At 23.3% G+C, this 24972-nt stretch carries 20 protein-coding genes; 16 read left to right on the forward strand and 4 right to left on the reverse strand.

Annotated elements, in window-relative coordinates; genetic code table 11:
• Positions 1 to 9: 9 nt before the first annotated feature.
• The gene (rsmI, locus tag AB4W51_RS00400) at positions 10 to 858 is read right to left on the reverse strand and encodes a 16S rRNA (cytidine(1402)-2'-O)-methyltransferase (protein ID WP_367676808.1); all 849 of its coding nucleotides are present in this window, start codon (positions 856 to 858) and stop codon (positions 10 to 12) included.
• A 311-nt stretch (positions 859 to 1169) separates the two neighbouring features.
• Between rsmI and AB4W51_RS00405 the strand changes: the two genes are divergently transcribed.
• The 4 genes from AB4W51_RS00405 (at position 1170) to dapE (ending at position 7107) form a co-directional block, all read left to right on the forward strand.
• Positions 1170 to 2390: a beta-ketoacyl synthase N-terminal-like domain-containing protein gene (locus AB4W51_RS00405; protein ID WP_367676651.1), complete on the forward strand. Its 1221-nt coding sequence runs from the start codon at positions 1170 to 1172 to the stop codon at positions 2388 to 2390.
• Between the two features lie 268 nt (positions 2391 to 2658).
• Positions 2659 to 3615, forward strand: coding sequence for a transaldolase (gene tal / locus AB4W51_RS00410; protein WP_367676652.1), 957 nt, complete (start codon positions 2659 to 2661; stop codon positions 3613 to 3615).
• Positions 3616 to 3718: 103 nt separating this feature from the next.
• Complete coding sequence (gene tkt / locus AB4W51_RS00415) at positions 3719 to 5722, forward strand: transketolase (RefSeq protein WP_367676653.1); 2004 nt, start codon at positions 3719 to 3721, stop codon at positions 5720 to 5722.
• Positions 5723 to 5979: 257 nt separating this feature from the next.
• Positions 5980 to 7107, forward strand: a complete 1128-nt coding sequence (gene dapE / locus AB4W51_RS00420; RefSeq protein ID WP_367676654.1) for a succinyl-diaminopimelate desuccinylase — start codon at positions 5980 to 5982, stop codon at positions 7105 to 7107.
• A 377-nt stretch (positions 7108 to 7484) separates the two neighbouring features.
• Here dapE and dapA read toward each other — a convergent pair whose 3' ends face one another.
• On the reverse strand, positions 7485 to 8369 hold the full coding sequence (gene dapA / locus AB4W51_RS00425; protein WP_367676655.1) for a 4-hydroxy-tetrahydrodipicolinate synthase: 885 nt from the start codon (positions 8367 to 8369) through the stop codon (positions 7485 to 7487).
• 1039 nt (positions 8370 to 9408) lie between these two features.
• Complete coding sequence (gene aroC / locus AB4W51_RS00430; RefSeq protein WP_367676656.1) at positions 9409 to 10470, reverse strand: chorismate synthase; 1062 nt, start codon at positions 10468 to 10470, stop codon at positions 9409 to 9411.
• Between the two features lie 445 nt (positions 10471 to 10915).
• Between aroC and smrB the strand changes: the two genes are divergently transcribed.
• The 12 genes from smrB (at position 10916) to metG (ending at position 23559) form a co-directional block, all read left to right on the forward strand.
• Positions 10916 to 11443, forward strand: a complete 528-nt coding sequence (smrB, locus tag AB4W51_RS00435; protein WP_367676657.1) for an endonuclease SmrB — start codon at positions 10916 to 10918, stop codon at positions 11441 to 11443.
• A gap of 399 nt (positions 11444 to 11842) precedes the next feature.
• The gene (hisG, locus tag AB4W51_RS00440) at positions 11843 to 12742 is read left to right on the forward strand and encodes an ATP phosphoribosyltransferase (protein ID WP_367676658.1); all 900 of its coding nucleotides are present in this window, start codon (positions 11843 to 11845) and stop codon (positions 12740 to 12742) included.
• A 7-nt stretch (positions 12743 to 12749) separates the two neighbouring features.
• Positions 12750 to 14045, forward strand: a complete 1296-nt coding sequence (gene hisD / locus AB4W51_RS00445) for a histidinol dehydrogenase (RefSeq protein ID WP_367676659.1) — start codon at positions 12750 to 12752, stop codon at positions 14043 to 14045.
• 3 nt (positions 14046 to 14048) lie between these two features.
• Positions 14049 to 15143: a histidinol-phosphate transaminase gene (hisC, locus tag AB4W51_RS00450; protein WP_367676660.1), complete on the forward strand. Its 1095-nt coding sequence runs from the start codon at positions 14049 to 14051 to the stop codon at positions 15141 to 15143.
• Positions 15130 to 16212 (forward strand): bifunctional histidinol-phosphatase/imidazoleglycerol-phosphate dehydratase HisB, encoded by a 1083-nt coding sequence (gene hisB, locus AB4W51_RS00455; protein WP_367676661.1) that lies wholly within the window; start codon positions 15130 to 15132, stop codon positions 16210 to 16212. The genes hisC and hisB overlap by 14 nt, the downstream gene beginning before the upstream one ends.
• The gene (hisH, locus tag AB4W51_RS00460) at positions 16213 to 16803 is read left to right on the forward strand and encodes an imidazole glycerol phosphate synthase subunit HisH (protein WP_367676662.1); all 591 of its coding nucleotides are present in this window, start codon (positions 16213 to 16215) and stop codon (positions 16801 to 16803) included.
• A gap of 13 nt (positions 16804 to 16816) precedes the next feature.
• Complete coding sequence (hisA, locus tag AB4W51_RS00465) at positions 16817 to 17560, forward strand: 1-(5-phosphoribosyl)-5-[(5-phosphoribosylamino)methylideneamino]imidazole-4-carboxamide isomerase (RefSeq protein WP_367676663.1); 744 nt, start codon at positions 16817 to 16819, stop codon at positions 17558 to 17560.
• Entirely contained in the window at positions 17530 to 18309 is a 780-nt protein-coding gene (gene hisF / locus AB4W51_RS00470) for an imidazole glycerol phosphate synthase subunit HisF (RefSeq protein WP_367676664.1), read from the forward strand. The genes hisA and hisF overlap by 31 nt, the downstream gene beginning before the upstream one ends.
• On the forward strand, positions 18300 to 18932 hold the full coding sequence (gene hisIE, locus AB4W51_RS00475) for a bifunctional phosphoribosyl-AMP cyclohydrolase/phosphoribosyl-ATP diphosphatase HisIE (RefSeq protein WP_367676665.1): 633 nt from the start codon (positions 18300 to 18302) through the stop codon (positions 18930 to 18932). The genes hisF and hisIE overlap by 10 nt, the downstream gene beginning before the upstream one ends.
• Before the next feature lie 394 nt (positions 18933 to 19326).
• Positions 19327 to 20739 carry an NADP-dependent phosphogluconate dehydrogenase gene (gene gndA / locus AB4W51_RS00480; RefSeq protein WP_367676809.1) on the forward strand — a complete coding sequence of 471 codons (1413 nt, stop codon included), beginning with the start codon at positions 19327 to 19329 and terminating at the stop codon, positions 20737 to 20739.
• 405 nt (positions 20740 to 21144) lie between these two features.
• Positions 21145 to 21717 (forward strand): dCTP deaminase, encoded by a 573-nt coding sequence (gene dcd / locus AB4W51_RS00485; RefSeq protein WP_367676666.1) that lies wholly within the window; start codon positions 21145 to 21147, stop codon positions 21715 to 21717.
• 207 nt (positions 21718 to 21924) lie between these two features.
• Positions 21925 to 23559 (forward strand): methionine--tRNA ligase, encoded by a 1635-nt coding sequence (gene metG / locus AB4W51_RS00490; protein ID WP_367676667.1) that lies wholly within the window; start codon positions 21925 to 21927, stop codon positions 23557 to 23559.
• 62 nt (positions 23560 to 23621) lie between these two features.
• Here the strand turns inward: metG and tilS are convergent, their stop codons facing one another.
• Positions 23622 to 24884, reverse strand: a complete 1263-nt coding sequence (gene tilS, locus AB4W51_RS00495) for a tRNA lysidine(34) synthetase TilS (RefSeq protein ID WP_367676668.1) — start codon at positions 24882 to 24884, stop codon at positions 23622 to 23624.
• Positions 24885 to 24972: the final 88 nt, after the last annotated feature.

Consider the following 24972-nt stretch of genomic DNA (forward strand, 5'->3'; position numbering starts at 1 on the left):
ATATCATTATTATTTATTTTTGTCATCTATTAATTTATTTATTGCATATTTATATAATAATTTGTTTTTTATATTGTGTATTTTTGAAGTTAATAATACTGCTTGTTTAAGTGGTAATATTTTTTTTAATAGAATTAAAGTATTAATATGTTTTTCTTTAATATTATCTAATTTTGTTTTTTTATAACCGTTAATTAAAATAACCATTTCTCCTTTACAACTATTTTTATTTTCTTTTAAAAAATTTAATATATTTAATGATGTATTATAATAAATTGATTCCCAATATTTAGTTAATTCTCTAGCAATGGTAATATTTCTATTTTCTCCTATTTCATCTACAATATCTGTTACAGATTCAATAATTCTATGAGATGATTCAAAAAAAATTGTAGTTCTTAATTCTTTTGAAGTTTTTTTTAATAAAGTTTTTCTAGCATTTTTTTTTGAAGGAAGAAATCCTTCAAAACAAAATTTATTTGCTGGTAATCCTGAAGCAATAAGAGCAGTAATTATTGCACATGCTCCAGGTAATGGTATTACTTGAATATTTTGTTTGTGACATTGTTGTACTAAATAAAAACCTGGATCATTTATAATAGGTGTTCCAGCATTAGAAACTAAAGCGATATTTTGACCTTGTTTGATTTTTTCTATTAAATATATTGTTTTTTTGATTTCATTGTGTTGATGCAGAGATGTTAAAGAATTTTTTATATTAAATTTTTTAAGTAATTGGTAAGTATGTATGGTGTTTTCTGATGCAATAATGTCTACTTGATTTAATATTTTTAAAGCACGATGAGTAATATCTAATAAATTTCCAATAGGTGTTGGTATAATATATAAACATCCAATTTTTTTTTTATATTTAAAATATGCATTTTTTTATTTTTTCTTTTTATATGTTATTTATATAAAATATTTATATAAAATTTTTTTATTATATTGCATTTTATCCAAATTATAACAAAAAAAATAATTATTTTTTTTATTTTTATTAGTACAAAAATATTTTTTTATTTATATATTATGAATAAAATAATTTTATATTGAATATATATCTTTAATGATACATATCATAAAATTCTTATAGATATAAAATATTAAAGATTATTATCAAATATTTTTATTTTAAATATAATTATTTTTATTATCAAGAGGTATTTGTGAAGCGTGTTGTAATTACAGGAATAGGTATCATATCTAGTATCGGCAATAATAAAAATGAAGTTTTAAAATCACTGAAATTAGGTCAATCCGGTGTTGTATTATTGAATGAAATGCGATTAGCAGGAATGCGTAGTCATGTATGTGGTAAGGTATTTTTAAATGATACAATTGATTTAGATAGAAAAATTATAAGATTTATGAATCAATCATCTATATATGCATATTCAGCTGTTATGCAAGCTATTAAAGATTCTTTAATGACTCAAAATATATATGAATACAACCCCCGTGTAGGTATTATAGTTGGTTCTAGTATTAGTCCTCCCAAAATACATGTTCTTGCATTAGATGCGTTAAGAAAAAAAAAACGAGTGCAATCTATTAGTCCTTATTCTGTAATTAAGTCAATGTCTTCAAGTATTTCTGCTTGTTTATCAACAATATTAAAAATTTATGGAGTTAGTTATTCTATTAGTTCAGCATGTGCAACATCTGCGCATTGTATTGGAAATGCTGTAGAATTAATACAATTAGGCAAGCAAGATATTATTTTTGCTGGAGGTGCTGAAGAATTTAGTTGGGAGTTAGCATGTGAATTTGATGCAATGGGAGTTTTATCAACTAAATATAATTTTTGTCCAACAAGAGCATCTCGTCCATTTGATGTATGTCGAGATGGTTTTGTGATATCTGAAGGAGCAGGTATATTAGTTTTAGAAGAATTAAATCATGCAAGATTACGTGAAGTGCCTATTTATGCTGAGATAATTGGTTATGGTGCTACTTCGAATGGATATAATATAGTTGATTCTAAAGAACTAGGTGTTGTTAGAGCAATGTATGAATCATTAAAGTTTATTAATATTAACAAGATAGATTATTTAAATGTACATGCAACTTCTACAAGAAATGGTGATATTCAAGAATTAAATGCTATTTGTAGGATTTTTGCAAATGATCATATGCCTTATATTTCTGCTACTAAATCTATAACTGGACATGCATTAGGTGCTGCAGGAGCATTAGAAGCTATTTATACTTTATTAATGTTAAAAAATAATTTTATAGCTCCTAGTATAAATATTAATAATTTAGATTTTTTCAATAAAAAATTAAAAATTGTAACTAAAATGATAAAAAAAAATATTTCTATTGCTATGTCAAATAGTTTAGGTTTTGGTGGTGTAAATGTTAGTTTAGTTTTTAAGAAATTTTAATTTTTATTTTTAATAAAAAGTATTTTGTATATAAAAATTAATTTTTTAAAATATTTATTGCAATATATTATTTTATATAAATTGGATTTATATAAAAATATTTTTATTGATTATATATATTTATTTTAGTTTTTATTTTTTTTTAAAAAATAAATTTTTTGATATAGTTTGAGTGATTTTTAAATGACATAGTTTATATATTTTAAATTATTATTAATATTTTTAAATATATAAATATTTTAATTTTAATTTTTATATGGTAATAGATATGAATCAATTAGAATCTTTAAAAAAATTTTCGAAAATAGTTGTTGATAGTGGTGATATGGAATATATAGAAAAATATCTTCCAGAAGATGTAACAACTAATCCTTCGTTAATTTTAAAGTATTGGAATTTAGACATTTATAATAATGTATTTAAAAATGCGATTATTTATTCCAAAAAAAAAGGAGGAAATATTCAAAATAAAATTAATAATGCCACTAACAAAATTGCTGTTGGAATGGGTGTTCAAATATTAAAAAAAATTTCTGGTTTTGTTTCTACAGAAATTAATGTTAAACATTCATTTAATTCAATGAATTGTATTATCGAAGCAAAAAAAATAATCAAAATGTATGAAGAAGAAGGTATTGATAGATCAAGAGTGTTAATTAAGTTAGCTTCTACTTGGGAATGTATTAAAGCTGCAGAAGAATTAGAAAAAATTGGTATTAAATGTAATTTAACATTATTATTTTCTTTAGTTCAAGCTCAAGCTTGTGCAGAAGCTGATGTATTTTTAATTTCACCTTTTATCGGCAGAATTTATGATTGGTATCAAGTACATTATCCTAGTCAAAATTATAATGTGAATACTGATCCAGGAGTCTTATCTGTTAAAAAAATTTTTAATTATTTAAAAACATATGGTTACAAAACTATAATTATGGGTGCTAGTTTTCGTAATATACAACAAATTATAGCATTATCAGGTTGTGATCAGTTAACTATTTCTCCTATTTTATTAGAAGAATTAAAATTTTATACAGGATCTATAGATAAAAAATTAATAGCTCCTGTTAATATAAAACAAAATAAACCAGAAAAATTATCTGAATCAGAATTCCGTTGGAAATACAATTTAGATAGAATGGCAGTTGAAACTTTATCAGATGGTATTCGAAAGTTTGGATGTGATCAAGATAATTTAGAAAAACTAATTTCCCCTTATTTAATATAACAAAAATCATTATTTTTAATAAAAATAGCATGTATTGAAAACTATTAAATAAATATATTAATTATAACTAATGCAGTTATATTACAATATTATTGGAGCAAATATGTTATCACGAAGAGATTTAGCTAATGCCATTCGTGTTCTCAGTATAGATTCAGTAGAAAAAGCTAATTCTGGTCATCCAGGAGCACCTATGGGAATGGCAGATATAGCAGAAGTTTTATGGAGAGATTTTTATCGGCATAACCCAAATAATCCAAATTGGATAAATCGTGATAGATTTGTGTTGTCTAATGGTCATAGTTCTATTCTATTATATAGTATTTTGCATTTAACTGGTTATGATTTATCAATTAAAGATTTAAAGCAGTTTCGCCAGTTAAATTCAAAAACACCAGGACATCCAGAAAATATTTGTACAAATGGAGTAGATACAACCACTGGTCCTTTAGGACAAGGGTTAGGTGCTGCAGTTGGAATGGCTATTGCTGAACGTACATTAGGATCTATTTTTAATCGATTAAATTATAATATTATTGATCATTATACTTGGGTTTTTGTTGGAGATGGATGTTTAATGGAGGGGATTTCTCATGAAGTTTGTTCTTTAGCTGGTACTTTAGGTTTAGGAAAATTAATTGTTTTTTATGATAAAAATAATATATCTATTGATGGAAATACTAAAAACTGGTTTACAGATAATACTGAAATGCGGTTTCAATCTTATAATTGGCATGTAGTTAATAATGTTGATGGACATAATTCAGAATCTATTATACAAGCGATAGAAGAATCAAAAAAAATATCTAATAAACCATCATTAATTATTTGTCATACAATAATCGGTTTTGGTTCTCCAAATAAATCTGGAACTTGTCATGTTCATGGTTCTCCATTAGGTCAAAGCGAAGTAATTTTAACTAAAAAACAATTAAATTGTAATAGTGCTCCTTTTCAAATTGATAAAAAAATATATGATCAATGGGATGCTAGAAAAAGAGGTGAAAGAATAGAATTTGAATGGAATAAAAAATTTATTTCTTATTCAAAAAAATATCCTAAATTAGCACTGGAATATCAACGACGTATTCATAAATTATTACCTGAAAATTTTTCTTCTGAAATTGATAATTTTATTAATTCAATTATCAATCGTCCTGAAAATATAGCTACAAGAAAATCTTCTCAAAATACATTAGAAAGACTTGGCAGTTTATTACCAGAATTAATGGGAGGGTCAGCCGATTTAACTCCAAGCAATTTAACGAATTGGTCTGGTTCTCAATCAATAAACAAAAATTTTTCAGGTAATTATATTCATTATGGTGTACGTGAATTTGGAATGACTGCTATTGCCAATGGTATTGCTAACCATGGTGGGTTTATTCCTTATACTTCTACTTTTTTAATGTTTGTAGAATATGCTAAGAATGCAGTTAGAATGGCTGCTTTAATGAAAATAAGACATATTTTTATCTATACTCATGATTCTATTGGTTTAGGAGAAGATGGACCAACTCATCAACCTATTGAACAATTAGCAAGTTTACGTTTAACTCCTAATTTAAGTGTATGGAGACCATGCGATTCAGTAGAAACTGTTATTGCCTGGAAATATGCTTTGGAAAGAGAGAATGGTCCTACAGCATTAATTTTGTCTCGTCAAAATTTAAAGCAATTAAATTATTCTAATATTAATATCAAAAATATTTTTCGTGGAGGTTATATAGTAAAAAAATCTATTGATCCTATTAATATAATTTTAATTTCAACTGGATCAGAATTAGAACTATCTCTAAAAGTATTTGATAAATTAGAAATTTTAAAATATTCAGTTCAATTAATATCTATGCCATCTTGTGATGTATTTGATAAACAAGATGTATATTATAAAGATTTAGTTTTACCAAAAATTATTAAAAAACGTGTTGTTATTGAAGCTGGAGTAACCAATGGTTGGTATAAATATATTGGTTTAAATGGTATTGCAATTGGTGTAAATAATTTTGGCGAATCTGCACCAGCTGAAAAATTATTTTTAAAATTTGGATTTACAGTTGATTCTATAGTAAATAAAATACAAAAATTATTTTTTGATAAAAAATAATAATTATTATTAAAGATATTTGTTTTAAATTTAAATTAAAATTCTTTGGGGTATTTTATACCCCGATTATTTTAATTTAAATTAATATTTTTATATTTGATTTCTATTAATTATTATTTAAAAATTATTATTTGTATTTTTATATTGATAAAAAATATTTTTTTGACAAATTATATTTGTTGTTTTTAATTTAAATTATATTTCTATATATAATATTTATTTGTTATTCATACAAATTGTAAAAGGAATATTTTTATATGTTATGTCCAGTATTGGATTTAACTAAAAATTTAGTTAAAATCCCTTCTATTAGTCCTTTAGATTTAGGTTGTCAAAAGATTATTAGTCAGAGATTAAATGCATTAGGTTTTAGAATTGAAAATGTAAAAATTAATAATACTACAAATATTTGGGCTGAGAGGGGTATTGGAAAGACATTAACTTTTTTAGGACATACAGATGTGGTTTCCCCTGGTAATTTAAATCAATGGAATACTGATCCTTTTTCCCCAGTAGTTATTGATAAAAAATTATTTGGGAGAGGGGTGGCTGATATGAAAGGTGCTATAGCAGCTATGATTGTAGCGGTAGAGCGTTTTTTATTTAATTATCCTAATCATCAAGGAAGATTATCATTTATTATTACTTCTGATGAAGAATCTAGTGCTTTAGATGGTACTGTAAAAGTAGTAAATATGTTACATAATAGAGGAGAAAAAATTGATTATTGTTTAGTAGGAGAACCTTCTAGTATGAATATTTTAGGTGATACGATTAAAAATGGACGAAGAGGTTCGATCAGTGCACGTTTATTAATAAATGGAATTCAAGGACATATTGCTTATCCACAATTAGCAAAAAATCCTATTCATTTGTCTTTGCCTTTTTTATCTCATTTAAATAATTTTGTTTGGGATTGTGGTAATTGTTTTTTCCCTTCTACTAGCATGCAAATATATAAAATACAGGCAGGTACAGGATTTAATAATATTATTCCTGGTGAATTATTGATTGAATTTAATTTTCGTTTTAGTACTGAAATTACAGTAGAGAAAATTAAAAGTGAAGTCAAAAAAATGTTAAAAATTTATAATTTAAATTATTCAATTGAATGGTTTTTATCAGCTAGACCATTTTTAACTAAACAATCAAAATTAATTGATCAAACCATTAATGCAATTCAATCTCATATAGATATTGTTCCTGTTTTATCTACAGATGGAGGTACTTCTGACGGTAGATTTTTATCAGAAATAGGTGTAGAAGTAGTAGAATTAGGTTTGGTAAATTCTACTATTCATCAGGTCAATGAATGTGTTAATATTGATGATTTAAAAAAATTAAGTATTATATATGAAGATATTATGAATAAATTATTTGTTTAAATTATTTTAATAAGATTTATTTTAACGTGAATTGATTTAAATGAAATTTATTTTTATTGATAAATGTTTTTAATATGCATTTAATAATATAAATATTTTATGATTTTAAAACTATTTAGCTCAGAGTATCATGCAGATACTCTGGATGAAATTTTTAAAAAACAATTAGTTGATTTTATAAAAAAATATATTTTGAAATTTAAAATTAATTATTTATGATTTTCTATGAAATTTTTATATTTAATTAATATTAACTTGTTTAAATGAATGAATTTTGATTTTTCAATAATATTAATAATTAAAATATTATTTATAATATTTTTAATGTTGGATTTAATAATTTTGATATTTTATTTTAATTTATTGAAAAACATTTTTTATTGTTTATATATAATTGATTTTTTAAATATTTTTTCTAATTTTTTTCTATTTGAATATGATACTGGTGTCATAGGGAGTCTTAAAGAATTGTATTGAATTAAATTAAGTTTTTTGGCAATCCATTTTACAGGAATAGGATTGGATTCAATGAATAAATGTTGATGTAATGGCATTAATTTTTGATTAATTTTTTGCGCTTCAGTAAAATTACCATTTAATGCTAATTGGCACATATCTTGCATTTCTTTTGCTGCTATATTTGCAGTTACTGATATAACTCCTTTTCCTCCTAAATTTATAAAATCTAATGCTGTAGCATCGTCACCACTAATAAGAACAAAATTTTTATTTACTTTTAATTTAATTTGATTAACTCTTGATAAATCACCAGTTGCTTCTTTTATTCCAATAATATTTTTTAATTTTGACAATTTTATAACAGTTTTTGGAAGTAAATCACAACCAGTTCTAGATGGTACATTGTATAATATTTGAGGTAATGATGTATTTTCTGAAATCGCTTTAAAGTGTTGATATAGCCCTTCTTGAGTTGGACGATTGTAATAAGGAGTTACAGTTAAGCACCCTATGATTCCTGTATTTTCAAATTTTTTTGTCAATAAAATACTTTCTGTGGTAGCATTAGCTCCTGTTCCAGCAATTATTGGAATTTTCCCATCAGCTATTTCTAATGTAAGCATAATTACATATTGATGTTCATGTTGGTTTAATGTAGCAGATTCTCCTGTAGTACCTACAGAAATAATTGCTGATGTGCCATTTTTAATATGATAATTAATTAATTTTTTTAAACTAGATTTACAAATTTGTCCTTTTTCGTTCATTGGTGTAATTAATGCAACCATGCTGCCTGTAAACATTATATATTCCATCCTAAAAGTTTTACGGTATATTTAATAAATACAAACAAGATATTATATATTATGATAAAAATCATGTTTGATCTGTAATAAAAAGTTTTAATATATAAAGATATAAAATTATAATTTTTATATTGTTTAAATTATATATTTTATAAAAAATTAACATTTAATATTTTTAAATTTTTTATATTTTTAAAAAATATTATTTTTGATAGAATTTATTTTTGATTGAAGTAATAATTATTAATATTTTAAACAAATAATTAAATAAATAATTAAATATAATTTATTCAACAGTATTTTTCATTAATTTTTATTTGATTAAATATACATTCATTTAATTTATTTTTATATTAATATAAAATAATAAAAATATATTTTTTTGTTTTTTTATATTTAATGTTGTATTGAATATGAAAATATTTAATAATAAATATTATTTATAAAAAAATAAAATAATGGTATAATATCATCCAAATTGTTTGTTTTGTATTATGATATTTTACTATTATATTTTTAGATAAAAAATAATTAATTTATTTTTTATTTGTAATGAATAATCCTTATTTTTAAATTTTATAATGTAATTAATTGGATTCAATGGATAATTTTTTTATTTTATTGAATTTGAATTATAATAATTGTTACAGTTCTATTTTAAAAATTATTTTTTTTTTAGAATTTAAATATCATATTAAATTTTATTTTTAAAATTATTCATTAATGAAAATTTTTATAATATTTATTTATAAAATATATAAAAACATTACTAGAATAATTTTTATGAATTATATTCTATAAAAAAATAAAAAGGTTTATTATTTGTTGAATATATAATTATTATATGATTTGCAATTATTAAAAATAAATAAATTTAAAATCAGTATGGATAGCATGGTAGCTCTATAGTTATTTTAAAATTATTTTATATATAACAATAATATAAAATTTTATAAATATATTAAATTATCTATTATTTAATTTTTATTTTTAAATATAATTCAACGTTTTAATAAAAATGAATAATTTATTTTGTTTAATCTTGACATTGTGCTCGATGTCTCAATATATGATCCATTATAACTATGGCCATCATTGATTCTACAATAGGTACAGCTCTAATACCTACACAAGGATCATGTCTTCCATGAGTAATGATACTTTGGTTTTTTTGGTTATGATCAATAGTATCTCCTGGTATTTTTATACTAGAAGTTGGTTTAAATGCAGTTCTTGCAATAATATTTTCTCCATTACTAATACCACCTAAAATACCTCCTGAATGATTACTTTTAAATTTATTATCTTTCATTAAATCTCGATGGTAGCTACCCAATTGATTAATTACTGCAAATCCATCTCCTATTTCTACTCCTTTTACAGCATTAATACTCATGAGAGCATGTGCTATATCTGCATCTAATCGATCGAATACCGGTTCTCCTAACCCAACTGGTACATTTTCAGCGATAACTGTAATTTGAGCTCCTATAGAATCACCTTTTTTTATAATATTTTTTATTAATGTTTTTAATAATGGTATTTTTTCTGGATCCGGTGAAAAAAATGGATTCGTTTCTACATTTTCCCATGATTTTAATTGACAAATAATATCACCTAATTGTGATAAATAAGCACGAATTAGAATTCCATATTTAAGATTTAAATATTTTTTAGCTATAGCACCAGCTGCTACTCTCATTGTAGTTTCTCTAGCAGATGCTCTACCTCCTCCTCGGTAATCTCTAATACCATATTTTTTTTGATATGTATAATCTGCATGTCCAGGACGATATATGTATTGAATTTTTTTGTAATCTTGAGAACGATGATCATGATTATTAATAGTTAACCCAATACTAGTACCTGTTGTTTTTCCATTGAAGATTCCTGATAGAATTGTAACTTTGTCTAATTCACGTCTTGCTGTAGTATATTTTGAAGTCCCTGGTTTTCTTCTATTTAGTTCATTTTGTAAATCTGTATTTGATAGTTCTAAACCTGGAGGTACTCCATCTATAATACATCCTAATGCTTTCCCATGAGATTCACCAAAAGTAGTAACACGAAACATTTTTCCAATACTATTTCCAGGCATTATTTATTCCTTAATTTATTTTAATAAAAAAATTAATATAATATAGGATTTTAAAAAAATATTTTATAAATGTTTATTGATATATTAATATTAATTGTTTTTTGTTTTGACGTTTTTTCAAAAATAAAAATTATGATATATTTTATATGTTTTAAAAAATATATTCTATCATTTATAAATATATATATTAATTATAAAATATATATAATTATGTATTTTATTTTTATAAAATTATTTTTTTAAATTTATAATAAATTATTGTTTTTAATAATATCGTAATTTGTTTTAAAAAAAATTAAGATATTATTATATAGAATATCTTTTTATATTTTTTAAAATAAATTATTTTTTTTAGAACATCTCCTTATTTTTAACATTTTATATTGAATTATTTCATAAAAATTGATTATTTTATTAAATAATTTTTTATTATTTTTGGATTATTATGAATAAAAAAACTATGGTTTCATTAGATGAAAATTTAATTTTCCGACAGTGGTTAGGAGAAACACGTAAAATTAAACAAGATAAAATTTTTCAAGGGAAAATTTTAAAAAAACATCAAAATAAATTATTTAAAAAAAAATTATCAGAACAATCGGCACATAGCCATTATTTTTCTTGTTTTAATGCATCTTGTTTGTTTGTAGAAAATCCTATTTGTTATGTTCGTCATGATGTTAATTTTAATGAATTAAAAAAATTAAAATTGGGTAAATATATTCCAGAAATGGTATTAGATTTACATGGTTTAACACAAAATCAAGCAAAAAAAGAATTAGGTAATTTATTTTTAATTTGTCAAAAAGAAAATTTTTCTTGTATTTGTATCATTCATGGTCATGGGAAAAATATATTAAAAAAACAAATTCCTTTTTGGTTGTTACAACATCCTTGGATTAAAGCATTTCATGTAGCACCTAAAAGATTTGGTAGTAATGCGGCAATTGTTGTATTAATCGAAATGAATTAAAAAATAATTTTTATTATTATCTTTGTTATGAGAATTTTTTACTATATGCATTCATTTTAATGAATATAGATAAAAATATTTTTATATTTTAAAAAAAAATATTATATATTACTATAATAAATACAAATTTTATATCAGAATAATATTGATAAAAATTTAATCATGGTTTTCATAATTTTTTAAAATTAATTTTTAAAAAATATTTCAATATTTATGTTTTATATAATTTTTCAATATTTTTATATTTTTATAAATAAAATTAAATAATTATTTATTTTTTTATTTTTTTTATTTTTGATTATTATTTAATCAAATTATTATAATTTTTAATATTAAATTTATATTAAAAATTATCAATGATAATCATCCAATTATTAATTATATATATAGGTTTATAAAATGGTTCATAATAATCGGTTACGAATAGCTATACAGAAATCAGGTCGTTTAAGTGATGATTCAAAAACATTATTAAAGTGTTGTGGAATTAAAATTAATTTAGATCAACAAGGTTTAATTGCTTGTTCTGAAAATATGTTTATTGATGTTATGAGAGTACGTGATGATGATATTCCAGGATTAGTTATGGATGGTGTAGTAGAATTAGGAATTGTTGGAAAAAATGTTTTAGAAGAATGTGTTTTATTTCGCCAATCACAAAATAAAGAATCATTATATAATATTTTATGTCAATTAGATTTTGGTATTTGTCGTTTGTCATTAGCAGTTCCAGTAGATAAACAATATATAAGTTTACAATGTTTGAATAATACTCGTATAGCTACTTCTTATCCTTATTTATTGAAAAAATATTTAGATAAAAAAAATATTATTTTTAAATCTTTTTTATTGAATGGATCAGTAGAAGTAGCTCCTCGTGCAGGTTTAGCAGATGTAATCTGTGATTTAGTATCTACAGGTGGAACATTAGAAGCTAATGGTTTAAGAGAAGTTGAAGTAATTTATAATTCTAATGCCTGTTTAATTTGTAGAACTGGCCATATTTCAGAATTTAAAAAAAATATTATTAATAAATTAATAATACGTATACAAGGAGTAATTACCGCCAGAGAATCGAAATATATTATGTTACATGCACCTAGTAATAAGTTAGATGATGTGATGTCTTTATTACATGGTGCAGAACGCCCTACTATATTAAAATTAGTAGGTGATGAATCTCGAGTAGTTATGCATATGGTTAGTAGAGAAAGTATTTTTTGGGAGACTATGGAAAAATTAAAATCTTTAGGTGCTAGTTCAATTTTAGTTTTACCAATAGAAAAAATGATGGAGTAATATTTTTATGTTAGATAATATTTTTTTTTGGAATAAGATTGATGCAATAACAAGAAAAAAAATTTTATTGCGTCCTGTCGCACGTGATCAAAAATTAATTCGTACTACTGTAAAAAAAATTATTAGTGATGTTATCAATTTTGGAGATGATGCATTATTAAAATATACTGAATTATTTGACAAAAAGAAAATAATTTCATTTAAAGTTAGTGAAAAAAAAATCTTTCAATCTTTTAAAAAAATGAGTATCAATTTTAAAAATGCTGTTCTTCATGCAAAAAGAAATATTGAAATTTTTCATAAAGCTCAAGTTAATCCCTTTATAGACATAGAAACTCAGTCTGGTGTGAATTGTAAACAAATTATTGTACCTATTAATTCTGTAGGATTATATATACCAGGTGGTTCTGCTTCTTTGTTTTCTACGGTTTTAATGTTAAGTATTCCAGCTATTATTGCTGGTTGTAAAAAAATTATATTATGTTCACCTCCTCCTATTTCAGATGAAATATTATCTGTTGCATACATTTGTAATATATTTGATATATATCAGATAGGAGGTTCTCAAGCTATAGCAGCTATGGCTTTTGGAACTGATAGTATTCCTAAAGTGAATAAAATTTTTGGTCCAGGTAATGCATATGTAACTGAAGCTAAATTACAAGTGAGTCAAATGTTATCAGGGGCTGGAATTGATATGCTTGCTGGTCCTTCAGAAATTTTAATTATTGCAGATGATTTTGCTAATCCTGATTTTATTGCTTCTGATTTATTATCACAAGCTGAACATGGAGCTGATTCACAGGTAATTTTATTAACTCCGAGTTTAAAAATAGTAAAATCAGTGATTAAATCTATTCAAAAACAATTAAATAAACTATCTCGAATAAATATTTTATTAGAATCATTAAAGAATAGTATTTTTATTATTACTAAAGATTTATTGGAATGTGTTTTTATATCTAATTTATATGGACCTGAACATTTAATTATTCAAACAAATAATTTTAAAGATTTAATTGCTCATATAAATAATGCAGGATCAATATTTTTAGGTCCTTGGTCACCAGAATCAGTTGGTGATTATGCATCTGGAACTAATCATGTTTTACCAACATATGGTTATACTTCTAGATGTTCTGGATTAGGATTAATAGATTTTCAAAAACGTATTACAGTCCAAGAATTAACTTCTTCTGGTTTATTAAATTTATCTTCAACTGTAACATTATTAGCAGAATTTGAAAAAATGGAAGCACATAAAAATGCTGTTTTAATACGTTTAAAAAAATTACAGGAATAAATAATGAATTTTGACATTAAATGTTTAGTACGTGAAAGAATTTTAAAAATGATACCTTATCAATCAGCAAGACGTTTAGGAGGACATGGAAATATATGGTTAAATGCTAATGAATTACCTATTAGTACTGAATTAAAACTAAAACATCATAATTTAAATCGTTATCCTGATTTTCAACCTTGTGATGTTATTGTTAAATATGCCGATTATGTAAATTGTCAAACTGATCAGATTTTAGTTTTACGTGGTGCTGATGAAGGAATTGAATTATTAATTCGAGCTTTTTGTGAACCAGGATTAGACGCTATAATTTCTTGCCCACCTACATATGATATGTATGGTATTTGCGCAGAAATTTTTGGTGTTAAAAATAAACAATGTAATACTAAAACGAATTGGAATTTAAATTTATTACAAATATTATCCAATTTAAATCAGGTAAAATTAATTTATATTTGTAATCCTAATAATCCTACCGGTAATATTATTGATATTTCTGATATAAAATACTTATTAAAAATGACATTGAATAAAGCTTTAGTGGTGATAGATGAAGCTTATATTGAATTTTCAAATCAATATACTGCAGTATCTTTGCTTTCTATTTTTCCTAATATAGTTATTCTAAGAACTTTATCTAAAGCATTTGGTTTGGCGGGATTAAGGTGTGGATTTATTATCGCTCATCCTGAAGTTATCAAAGTTTTATCTAAAATATTAGCACCTTATCCTTTATCTAGTCCAGTAATTGAAATTGCATCGATAGCTTTGCAAAAGAATAATATTCAATTAATGAAAAACCGTGTTTTAGAATTAATTGAAAATAAAAATTGGTTATCTCATGAATTAAAAAAAATTAAAATTATTGAACATGTTTTTAAAAGTTTTGCAAATTATATTTTAGTAAAATTTTTTTATCCTGAATTAGTATTTAATTTTTTAATTAAAAAAGGGATTGTATTAAGAAATCAAAATACAAAATTATATTTATCAGGTTGTATTAGAATTTCTATAGGAACTCGTTTCGAATGTTTAGAATTGTTGAAATCTTTGAAAGAATTATCTTACATGGAAATAGATAAATATGATAAATCATAATAACAAAAAAAAATTTTTATTTATTGATCGTGATGGAACTTTGGTAAAAGAGCCTCAATTAGATTTTCAAATTGATTCAATAGAAAAAATTAGTTTTGAATTAGATGTTTTTTCATCTTTAATAAAATTGAAAAAACTGGGTTATAGATTTATTATGGTTACTAATCAAGATGGTTTAGGTACATTGAATTTTTCATTTGAATCTTTTATGATACCTCATAATTTTATATTGAAAATTTTTAAATCACAAGAAATATTTTTTGATCAAATATTCATTTGTCCACATTATTTAAAAGACAATTGTCAATGTAGAAAACCTAAATTAGGTTTATTAATGCCTTGGTTAAATATGATTGAATGGGATAAAGATAATAGTTATGTAATCGGTGATCGAAAAACAGATATGCAGTTGGCAGATAATTTAGGAATTGATGGTTTACAATATGAAAAACATCATTTAGGCTGGAAGCAAATTATCTCTACTATTATTACAAATAATAGACATGCAAAAATTTCTAGAGTAACACAAGAAACTAATATTACGGTTGAAGTTTGGTTGAATAAGCAAGGTCAAAGTAATATTCAAACTGGTATTAACTTTTTTAATCATATGCTTGATCAAATATCAACGCATGGTGGTTTTTCTATGCATATTTTAGCAAAAGGAGATCTTCATATTGACGATCATCATACTATTGAAGATATTGGAATTGTATTAGGAGAAGCGTTATTAAAAGCTTTAGGTGATAAAATAGGTATTAATAGATTTGGATTTACATTACCGATGGATGAAAGTCTCAGTAGTTGCATTTTAGATATTTCCAATCGTCCATATTTTAAATTTATTGGAAAATTTAATTATCAAAAAGTAGGTGATTTTAGTACATCTATGGTGGAACATTTTTTCAGATCATTGTGTTATTCTATGCGTTGTACTATACATTTAACAGCTGATGGTTCTAATGATCATCATATAATAGAAAGTTTGTTTAAAGTGTTTGGAAGAACATTAAGACAAGCCATTCAACTTAATGGAAATATATTACCAAGTTCTAAAGGAATATTATAGATGAAAATTGTGATATTAAATACAGGATGTTCTAATTTGCTATCGGTTAAATTAGCTATTCATCGATTAGGTTATGATGTTAAAATTAGTTGTGATAAAAAACAAATTTATAATTCTGATAAAGTTATTTTCCCTGGTGTAGGTAGTATTGCTTCTGTTATGTATCAATTAAATCGTAAATTTTTATTTAATGTTATCAAAAAAATTCAACAACCTTTTTTAGGAATTTGTCTTGGCATGCAAGCATTGAGCATGTTTAGTGAAGAATCAGGTGGTGTAAATGCATTAAATATTATTCCTGAAAATGTATTATTACTAAAAGATAATCGCTTAGTCTTGCCCCATTCAGGATGGAATAAAGTTAATTTTTCTATTGATAATCCTTTATTTAAGAATATTACCAATGGTGATTATTTTTATTTTTTACATAGTTATGCAATGCCATTAAATGATTATACTATTGCTAGTTCTGTATATGGTATAAATTTCTCATCAGCAATTCAAAAAGATAATTTTTTTGGTGTACAATTCCATCCAGAAAAATCAGGTATTGCTGGTCAAAAAATATTAAAAAATTTTTTATGTATTTAAGAGATATAAACATATGATTATTCCATCTTTAGATTTAATTCAAGGTCAGATAGTTCGTTTGTATCAAGGTAATTATGATAAACAACTTAATTATCCTTATTCTATTGAAGAATGTTTATACAAATATAGTGATGCAGGAGTTAATACAGTTCATATAGTTGATTTAGATGGAGCTCAAGATCCTAATAATAAACAATATCATTTATTACAAAGAATATTATCTAAAATTGATCTTAATATTCAATTTGGAGGTGGTGTTCGGACAGATCAAGATATTGAAAATTTATTATCATATGGTGTAAAAAAAATTGTCATTGGATCGTTAGCAATAAATAATAAAAAACTAGTTTCAAAGTGGTTATCTAAATATGGTTCAGAATCAATTATAATTGCATTAGATATTAAAGTAACAAGAAAAAAAGAAATTTTTATTAATGGCTGGAAGAAAAACACTGGTTTGTTTTTAGAAGATATTTTGGAATATTATATTTCGAAGGGTTTAAAACAAGTTTTATGTACTGATATATCTAAAGATGGTACATTAAAAGGTAGTAATATTCAATTATATCAAGAAATATGTAACATATTTTCAAATATTTGTTTTCAATCCTCTGGAGGTATAGGATCATTAAATGATATTTATCATTTAAAAAAGACAGGTGTTAAAGATATAATTATTGGACGAGCTTTATTAGAAAAAAATTTTACTATTTCGGAGGCTTTAACATGTTGGCAAAAAGAATTATACCTTGTTTAGATGTTAAAGATGGAATAGTAGTAAAAGGCATTCAATTCAAAAATCATGAGATTATTGGTAGTATTTTACCATTAGTAAAACGTTATTTAACAGAAGGAGCTGATGAATTAGTATTTTATGATATTGCTGCATCAGTAAAAAATGAATTAGTAGATAAACAATGGATTTCTGATATAGCTGAATTTATTGATATTCCTTTTTGTGTGTCCGGTGGTATTAAGACAATAGATGATGTAAAAATGATACTTTCTTTTGGTGCAGATAAAATTTCTATTAATTCTCCAGCTCTTTCTGATCCTAATTTAATTTCTCGAATTGCAGATAAATTTGGTGTTCAATGTTTAGTCGTTGGTATTGATTCGTGGTTTGATAAGTATGATAATACTTACAAAGTTTATCAATATACTGGAGATAGCAAAAAAATATTAAAAACTTCTTGGAATACAATGGAATGGGTCACACAAGTACAAAAACTTGGAGCTGGTGAAATTGTTTTAAATGTTATGAATCATGATGGTTTATGTAGTGGTTATGATTTATTACAATTAAAAAAAATTAGAAAAATATGTAAAATACCTTTAATTGCTTCCGGTGGAGCTGGTTCTATGTCTGATTTTTATGATGTTTTTCATACTGCTGGTGTAGATGGAGCTTTAGCAGCAACAGTCTTTCATAAAGAAATTATTAATATAAAAAAATTAAAAAGTTTTTTAATTAATAATGGATTGGAGATTAGAAAATGTTATTAGATGTTGCTATATCTAAATTAGATTGGGATAAAACTAGTGGGTTAATACCTGTTATAGTACAAAATTATATTTCCGGTGAAGTGTTAATGCATGGTTATATGAATTTATTGGCTTTGCGACAAACTATAAAAGAAAAATTAGTTACTTTTTACTCTAGAACTAAAAAACGTTTATGGACTAAAGGAGAAAAATCTAATAATACTTTATTAGTAATAGATATTAAAATAGATTGTGATCATGATACTATATTGTTGTTAGTAAATCCAAAAGGTAATACATGTCATTTAGATCAAAATAGTTGTTTTTCAGATTCTCATAAATTACCGTTTTTATTTTTATTTTATTTAGAAAAATTAATTAATGAAAAAAAAATTTTAAGAAATATCAATTCTTATACTAGTCAATTATTTACTAGTGGTACAAAACGTATTGCTCAAAAAGTATCTGAAGAAGCTATTGAGTTATCTTTGGCTTCAGTAACAAATAATAAAAATGAGTTAATTGATGAAGCATCTGATTTAATTTATCATATGTTAGTTTTATTAAATGATCACAATATAAATTTTCATACTATTATTAACAATTTAAAACAACGTCATTTAAAAAAAATCATTGATAATTAAAATATTTTTAATTAACTATATGTAAGAGTTTATTATTGCAATAAGACAATTGATTCATAGACATGATTAATTGTTTTTAAATATGTGTTTATTTTTATTTTTATATGTTTTTTATATAATAGTTTTATTTGATATAATTAAAATTGATTTTTTATATAATTAATCATATTAGTTATTATTGGTTTTTGTTTTTAATTATTAATAAATATTAACTAGATATTGAATTATATAATTAATATAATATATATTAATATAAATTATAAGAATTATTTCATATATAATTATATTTATTAATAATAACATGATCTTTTTTTTAATAAAATATTTTTTAAAATAGTTTTTTATAATTCAAAAAATAGATAATTTTTTATCTATTTTGGGAGAGATTTAAATGATTGAAAAGCAACAAATTGGTGTAGTAGGTATGGCTGTTATGGGACGTAATTTAGCATTAAATATTTCTAATTGTAATTATCAAGTTTCTATTTTTAATCGTTCTAGAAAAAAAACAGAAGAAGTAATATCTAAATATTCTAAAAAAAAATTATTCCCATATTTTACCATTAAAGATTTTATCAATTCTTTAGAAAAACCTAGACTAATTTTATTAATGATTCAAGCTGGCGAATCAACTGATCAAATGATTTCATCAATTATTCCTTATTTAAGTAGAGGTGATGTTTTAATTGATGGTGGTAATGCATTTTATAAAGATACTATTCGTCGTTATCATGAATTATATAAATATGGATTTTATTTTATTGGAACAGGTGTATCTGGTGGTGAAGAAGGTGCTTTAAAAGGTCCAGCTATCATGCCTAGTGGATCTCAAGAATCATATAATCTTATTGCTCCTATTTTTAATCGTATTGCAGCAAAGGCTGAAGGGGAGCCATGTGTAAGTTATATTGGTCCTGATGGATCTGGACATTATGTTAAAATGGTTCATAATGGTATAGAATATAGTGATATGCAATTAATATCTGAATCATATGTATTATTAAAATATATTATGAATATGAATAATCAAGATTTATCTCATATTTTTTCAGAATGGAATAAAGGTGAATTAAATAGTTATTTAATTGAAATTACAAAAAATATTTTTATGTTTAAAGACGACAATGGAAAATATTTAATTGATTTGATTTCAGATGAAGCGGATAACAAGGGTACAGGAACATGGACTAGTCAAAGTGCGTTAGAATTAAATGAACCATTATCTTTAATTACGGAATCAGTGTTTTTTCGTTATCTTTCTTCTTTGCAGTCTCAACGGATTAAAGCTTCTAATTTATTATCTGGGCCAAAATTTTCATCTAATTTTATAAATAATACAGATTTTATTGAAAACATTAGAAGAGCACTTTATTTAGGGAAAATTATTTCTTATGCACAAGGTTTTTCCCAATTAACTGCAGCATCAAATAAATATAATTGGAATTTAAAATATCATGAAATAGCTAAAATATTTCGATCTGGATGTATTATTAGAGCAAAATTTTTATATAAAATTATTGAATCTTATTTATTAGATTATAAAATTGATAATTTATTATTAACGCCTTATTTTCAAAAAATTGCTAATGAATATCATAGTTCTTTAAGATTAGTTGTATCCCAAGCAGTATTACATGGTATTCCTGTTCCAACTTTATCAGCTGCGATTGCTTATTATGATAGTTATCGAAATGCTTTTTTATCTACAAATTTAATTCAAGCTCAAAGAGATTATTTTGGTGCACATACTTATAAAAGAATTGACATGCCAGGTAATCATCATACTAATTGGAATGTTAAAAAATAGTATATAATTTATTTTTTAATTCTATTTTTGAATATATTTATATATTCACTCATATTTTTAATTAATGATAATTTTATAAATGATATATTTTATATATTAATACTAATAGAGATGCTGTTTGGCATCTCTTTTTTTTTGATAATTCATTTTGATATTATCATATGTTACAAATTTTATTTATGTATTTTTTTAGAATGGAATTGAAAAATAATATATTTTAATTTTTAATTTATAGTATATAACATACAAATTTAATTATTTAAATTTATTTTTATGTTATATATATGCAATTAGTATATTTTTTTTTTATATTTTATATTATATTTAAAATATATTTAATATATATAATATAATCTTTATTATATATAGTTCTATATAATTAAATTATTGATTTAGGTATAATATATGCGTTTATCCGATAAAGATATCGAAAAATGGTTAGATAGTGGATTATTAAAAATACATCCTGAACCAGAAAAAAAATTGATTAATGGAGCAACAGTAGATATTAAATTAGGTAATAAATTTAGAATTTTTCAAAAAAATAAAATTAATTTTATTGATTTAAGTAGTACAAAGGAAGTAATGAATAATATTTTAGACACAGTAATGAGTCCTGAAATAATTTTATCTAAAAATGATTATTTTTTTTTAAAACCGAGCAGTTTTGCGCTTGCAGTAACAGAAGAAAAAATTATTTTACCAAATAATTTAATTGGTTGGTTGGATGGACGATCTTCTTTAGCACGTTTAGGATTAATGGTTCATGCTACATCTCATAGAATTGACCCAGGTTGGGTAGGTAAAATAGTATTAGAATTTTTTAATTCAGGTAAAATTACATTAGCATTAAAACCTGGAATGTTAATTGGTGCTATTAGTTTTGAAATACTTTCTAGTTTTTCTATTCGTCCTTACAATATTCGATCAGGAACAAAATATTTAAATCAAAGTAGTGTTATTCAAATTAAAAATTAGTCAAGATAATTAATATTTTTATTATTTATAATAATTTTGATGCCATTTTTATAGCATCTATAATGTATTATTAATATATATCATTTAATAAAATATTTTATTAAAAAAAGATTTTCTAAGAGTTTTTTAGCATTTTATATTATCATTTTTTATTTTTAATTGAATTGAATAATGCACTTTTTTGATATCATATATAGGAATTATAATATGTCTTTTTCAAAAAAAAAAATGTTAGTTACTTGTGCTTTTCCTTATGCGAATGGTTCGATTCACATAGGTCATTTATTAGAACAAATTCAAGCAGATATTTGGGTTCGTTATCAAAGATTAAGAGGACATATTGTTTGGTTTATATGTGCAGATGATGCTCATGGTACAGCTATTATGATTAAAGCAAAGAATTCTGGATTATCATCTGAAAACATAATTAATGCAACATTACTAGAGCATATTAATGATTTTAAATCTTTTAATATTTCTCATGATAATTATCATACGACACATTCTTCTGAAAATTTATATTTTTTAAAAAAATTTTTCAAAATTCTAAATAAAAAAAAATTAATTAATGAAAAAAATATTATTCAATTATATGATCCTGTCGAAAAAATGTTTTTACCTGATCGGTTAATTCAAGGTCAATGTCCGATATGTAATAAACATGATCAATATGGAGATAATTGTGAACAATGTGGATCTATTTATGATTCTTTGGAGTTAATTAATCCTATTTCTATGTTATCTAAAACTAAACCTGTTTTGCGTAATTCAAACCATTTGTTTTTTAATTTACCTTATTTTCAAGATCAATTAAAAAATTGGATTGATTCTGGTGTTTTGCAAAAACCAGTGATGAATAAATCTAAAGAATGGTTTAAAAAAGGATTAAAAAAATGGAATATTTCTCGTGATGCTCCTTATTTTGGATTTAAAATACCAAGTTACGAAGATAAATTTTTTTATGTTTGGCTAGATGCTCCAATTGGTTATATTAGTACATTTAAAAATCTTTGTGTTAAAAATAAAAATATATGTTTTGATGATTTTTGGAAAAAAGACACAGAGACTTTACTCTATCATTTTATTGGTAAAGATATAATTTATTTTCATTGTTTATTTTGGCCAGCCATACTAGATGCTTTAGAATTTAGGAAACCAACAAAAATATTTGTTCATGGTTATGTGACTATGAAAGGATTAAAATTATCTAAATCAAAAAATTCTACTATTTTAGCTAAAGATTGGATAAGATATTTGGATTCTGATACTTTAAGATATTATTATGCATCTAAATTATCGAATAAAATAGATGATATTGAGATCAATTTAGAAGAAGTTGTTATTAAAGTTAATTCTGATATTGTCAATAAAGTTATAAACCTAGCATCTAGAACAGCTAAAATAATTAATAAATATTTTAGTAATAAATTATCAGATGTTTTAGATGATGATAATTTACATTCATTTTTTTTAAATTGTTCGATTGAAATTGAATTATTTTTAGAAAATAGAGAATATAGTGAAGCTATTCGTAAAATTATGAATTTAGCTGACATAGGTAATAAATATATTAATTCTCGTGCTCCTTGGATGATTTTAAAGCGTAAAGGTATAGTCAAAGAAGTTCAAGATGTTTGTTCTATGGGTATTCATCTATTTAGAATATTAATGATTTGGCTAAAACCTATTGTACCAGTTTTAGCAATTAAAACAGAGTTATTGCTTCGAAGTAAGTTATCTTGGCATATGATGCATTCTCCTTTATTATCACATGAAATAAATACATTTAAAAAATTATTTAAAAGATTAGATATTAATTTAATTAAAAATTTATTAATTTAATATTTTTATTTCAAGATATTGGAAAAAGGTTTAGTAATATTTGTATATGATTAATGATTCTATTATTTTTTAATGTAGTTTTCCCAAGATATATTCCATGTTTGTCTTTTTTTTAAATTGTGATCTTGATTAATGAAATATCCTAAAGCTGTAATAAAAAAATTATTATAATATATTAATGGAATTTTTTTTCTTTCCCAAATAGGTATTCCTATGTTTTGCCATAATTTTTTTATCATTTTTGTTTTATTATTGATTTTAATTTTTGTTTTAGATTCTATTTTAAAACGAATATTAATAATCTCTTTTAAATTTGGTTTAGGTAAGTTATTGCCATATTTATTTTTTCTCAACATTCCTATTTTATTGGGTAAAATTAAAGGTTTATGGTGATTTTTCCAAAATAAAATTAAATTATTTATTTTATTTTGAATAATAATGAGGTAAAGATGGTTTCTATAACGACGAATTTCATATTTTTGAAATTGTATACAAGCGTTATCATGATTATTGATTGAAATAATTTTTTTATATATGTTATTAGTATTTTGATAAGATGGTACTTCTTGTTTATGGAATTTGATCCAATGTCTTAAAATTAAGTTAATCATGGTTGTATTATATTGATTTAAATTATTAATACTTAATGAACCGTTTGAACTTAAACAATTATTGAACTTTTTGATTGTAAATTCGTTAAGTATTTTTTTTTCATTATTACATAATTGAATACTACGGTTTAAATTTTTTATAAAAAATGGCCATTTTTTTTCTATTTTTGGTATAATTATTTCTCTTAAAAAATTTCTATCAAATTTTATATTTTTATTATTTGGATCAGATAACCAATTTAATTTATTTTCATATGCCCAATGAAGTATGGCTTGTTTATTGATCATTAATAATGGTCTACAATGTATATTATTTCCAATATTTTTTTTATATGGCATGCAAGATAGTCCTGTTGGTCCACTACCTCTTTTTAGAGCTAAAAAAAAAGTTTCACATTGGTCATTTAAATGATGTGCTGTTAACAAAATTTCTTTTTGTTTTAAGTGTTTTTTAATTATTGTATAACGAGCATTTCTTAAATCGGCTTCAATTCCATAAATATTTTTTTTTAAATATGGAATATTATCAATCACGATATCAATATCATAATTTTTACAAATTTTTTGACAAAAAATACTCCATTGGTCGGATTTAGGATGCATATTGTGATTGATGTGTATAGTGCGGAATTCTATTGATGTATATTCGTTTTTTAATTTAATTAGCTGATGAAATAGTACAGTAGAATCTAATCCTCCACTATATGCTAACATAAATTTAGCTGTTTTACTGAATAAGTGGATCAGATTTTTAATCAATTTTTATACCATTTAATATTTGTTAACAATTAAATTTCAAAGA

Origin of the sequence: Buchnera aphidicola (Eriosoma grossulariae) (assembly GCF_964059045.1) — a bacterium.
Lineage (GTDB): Bacteria > Pseudomonadota > Gammaproteobacteria > Enterobacterales > Enterobacteriaceae > Buchnera_D > Buchnera_D aphidicola_A.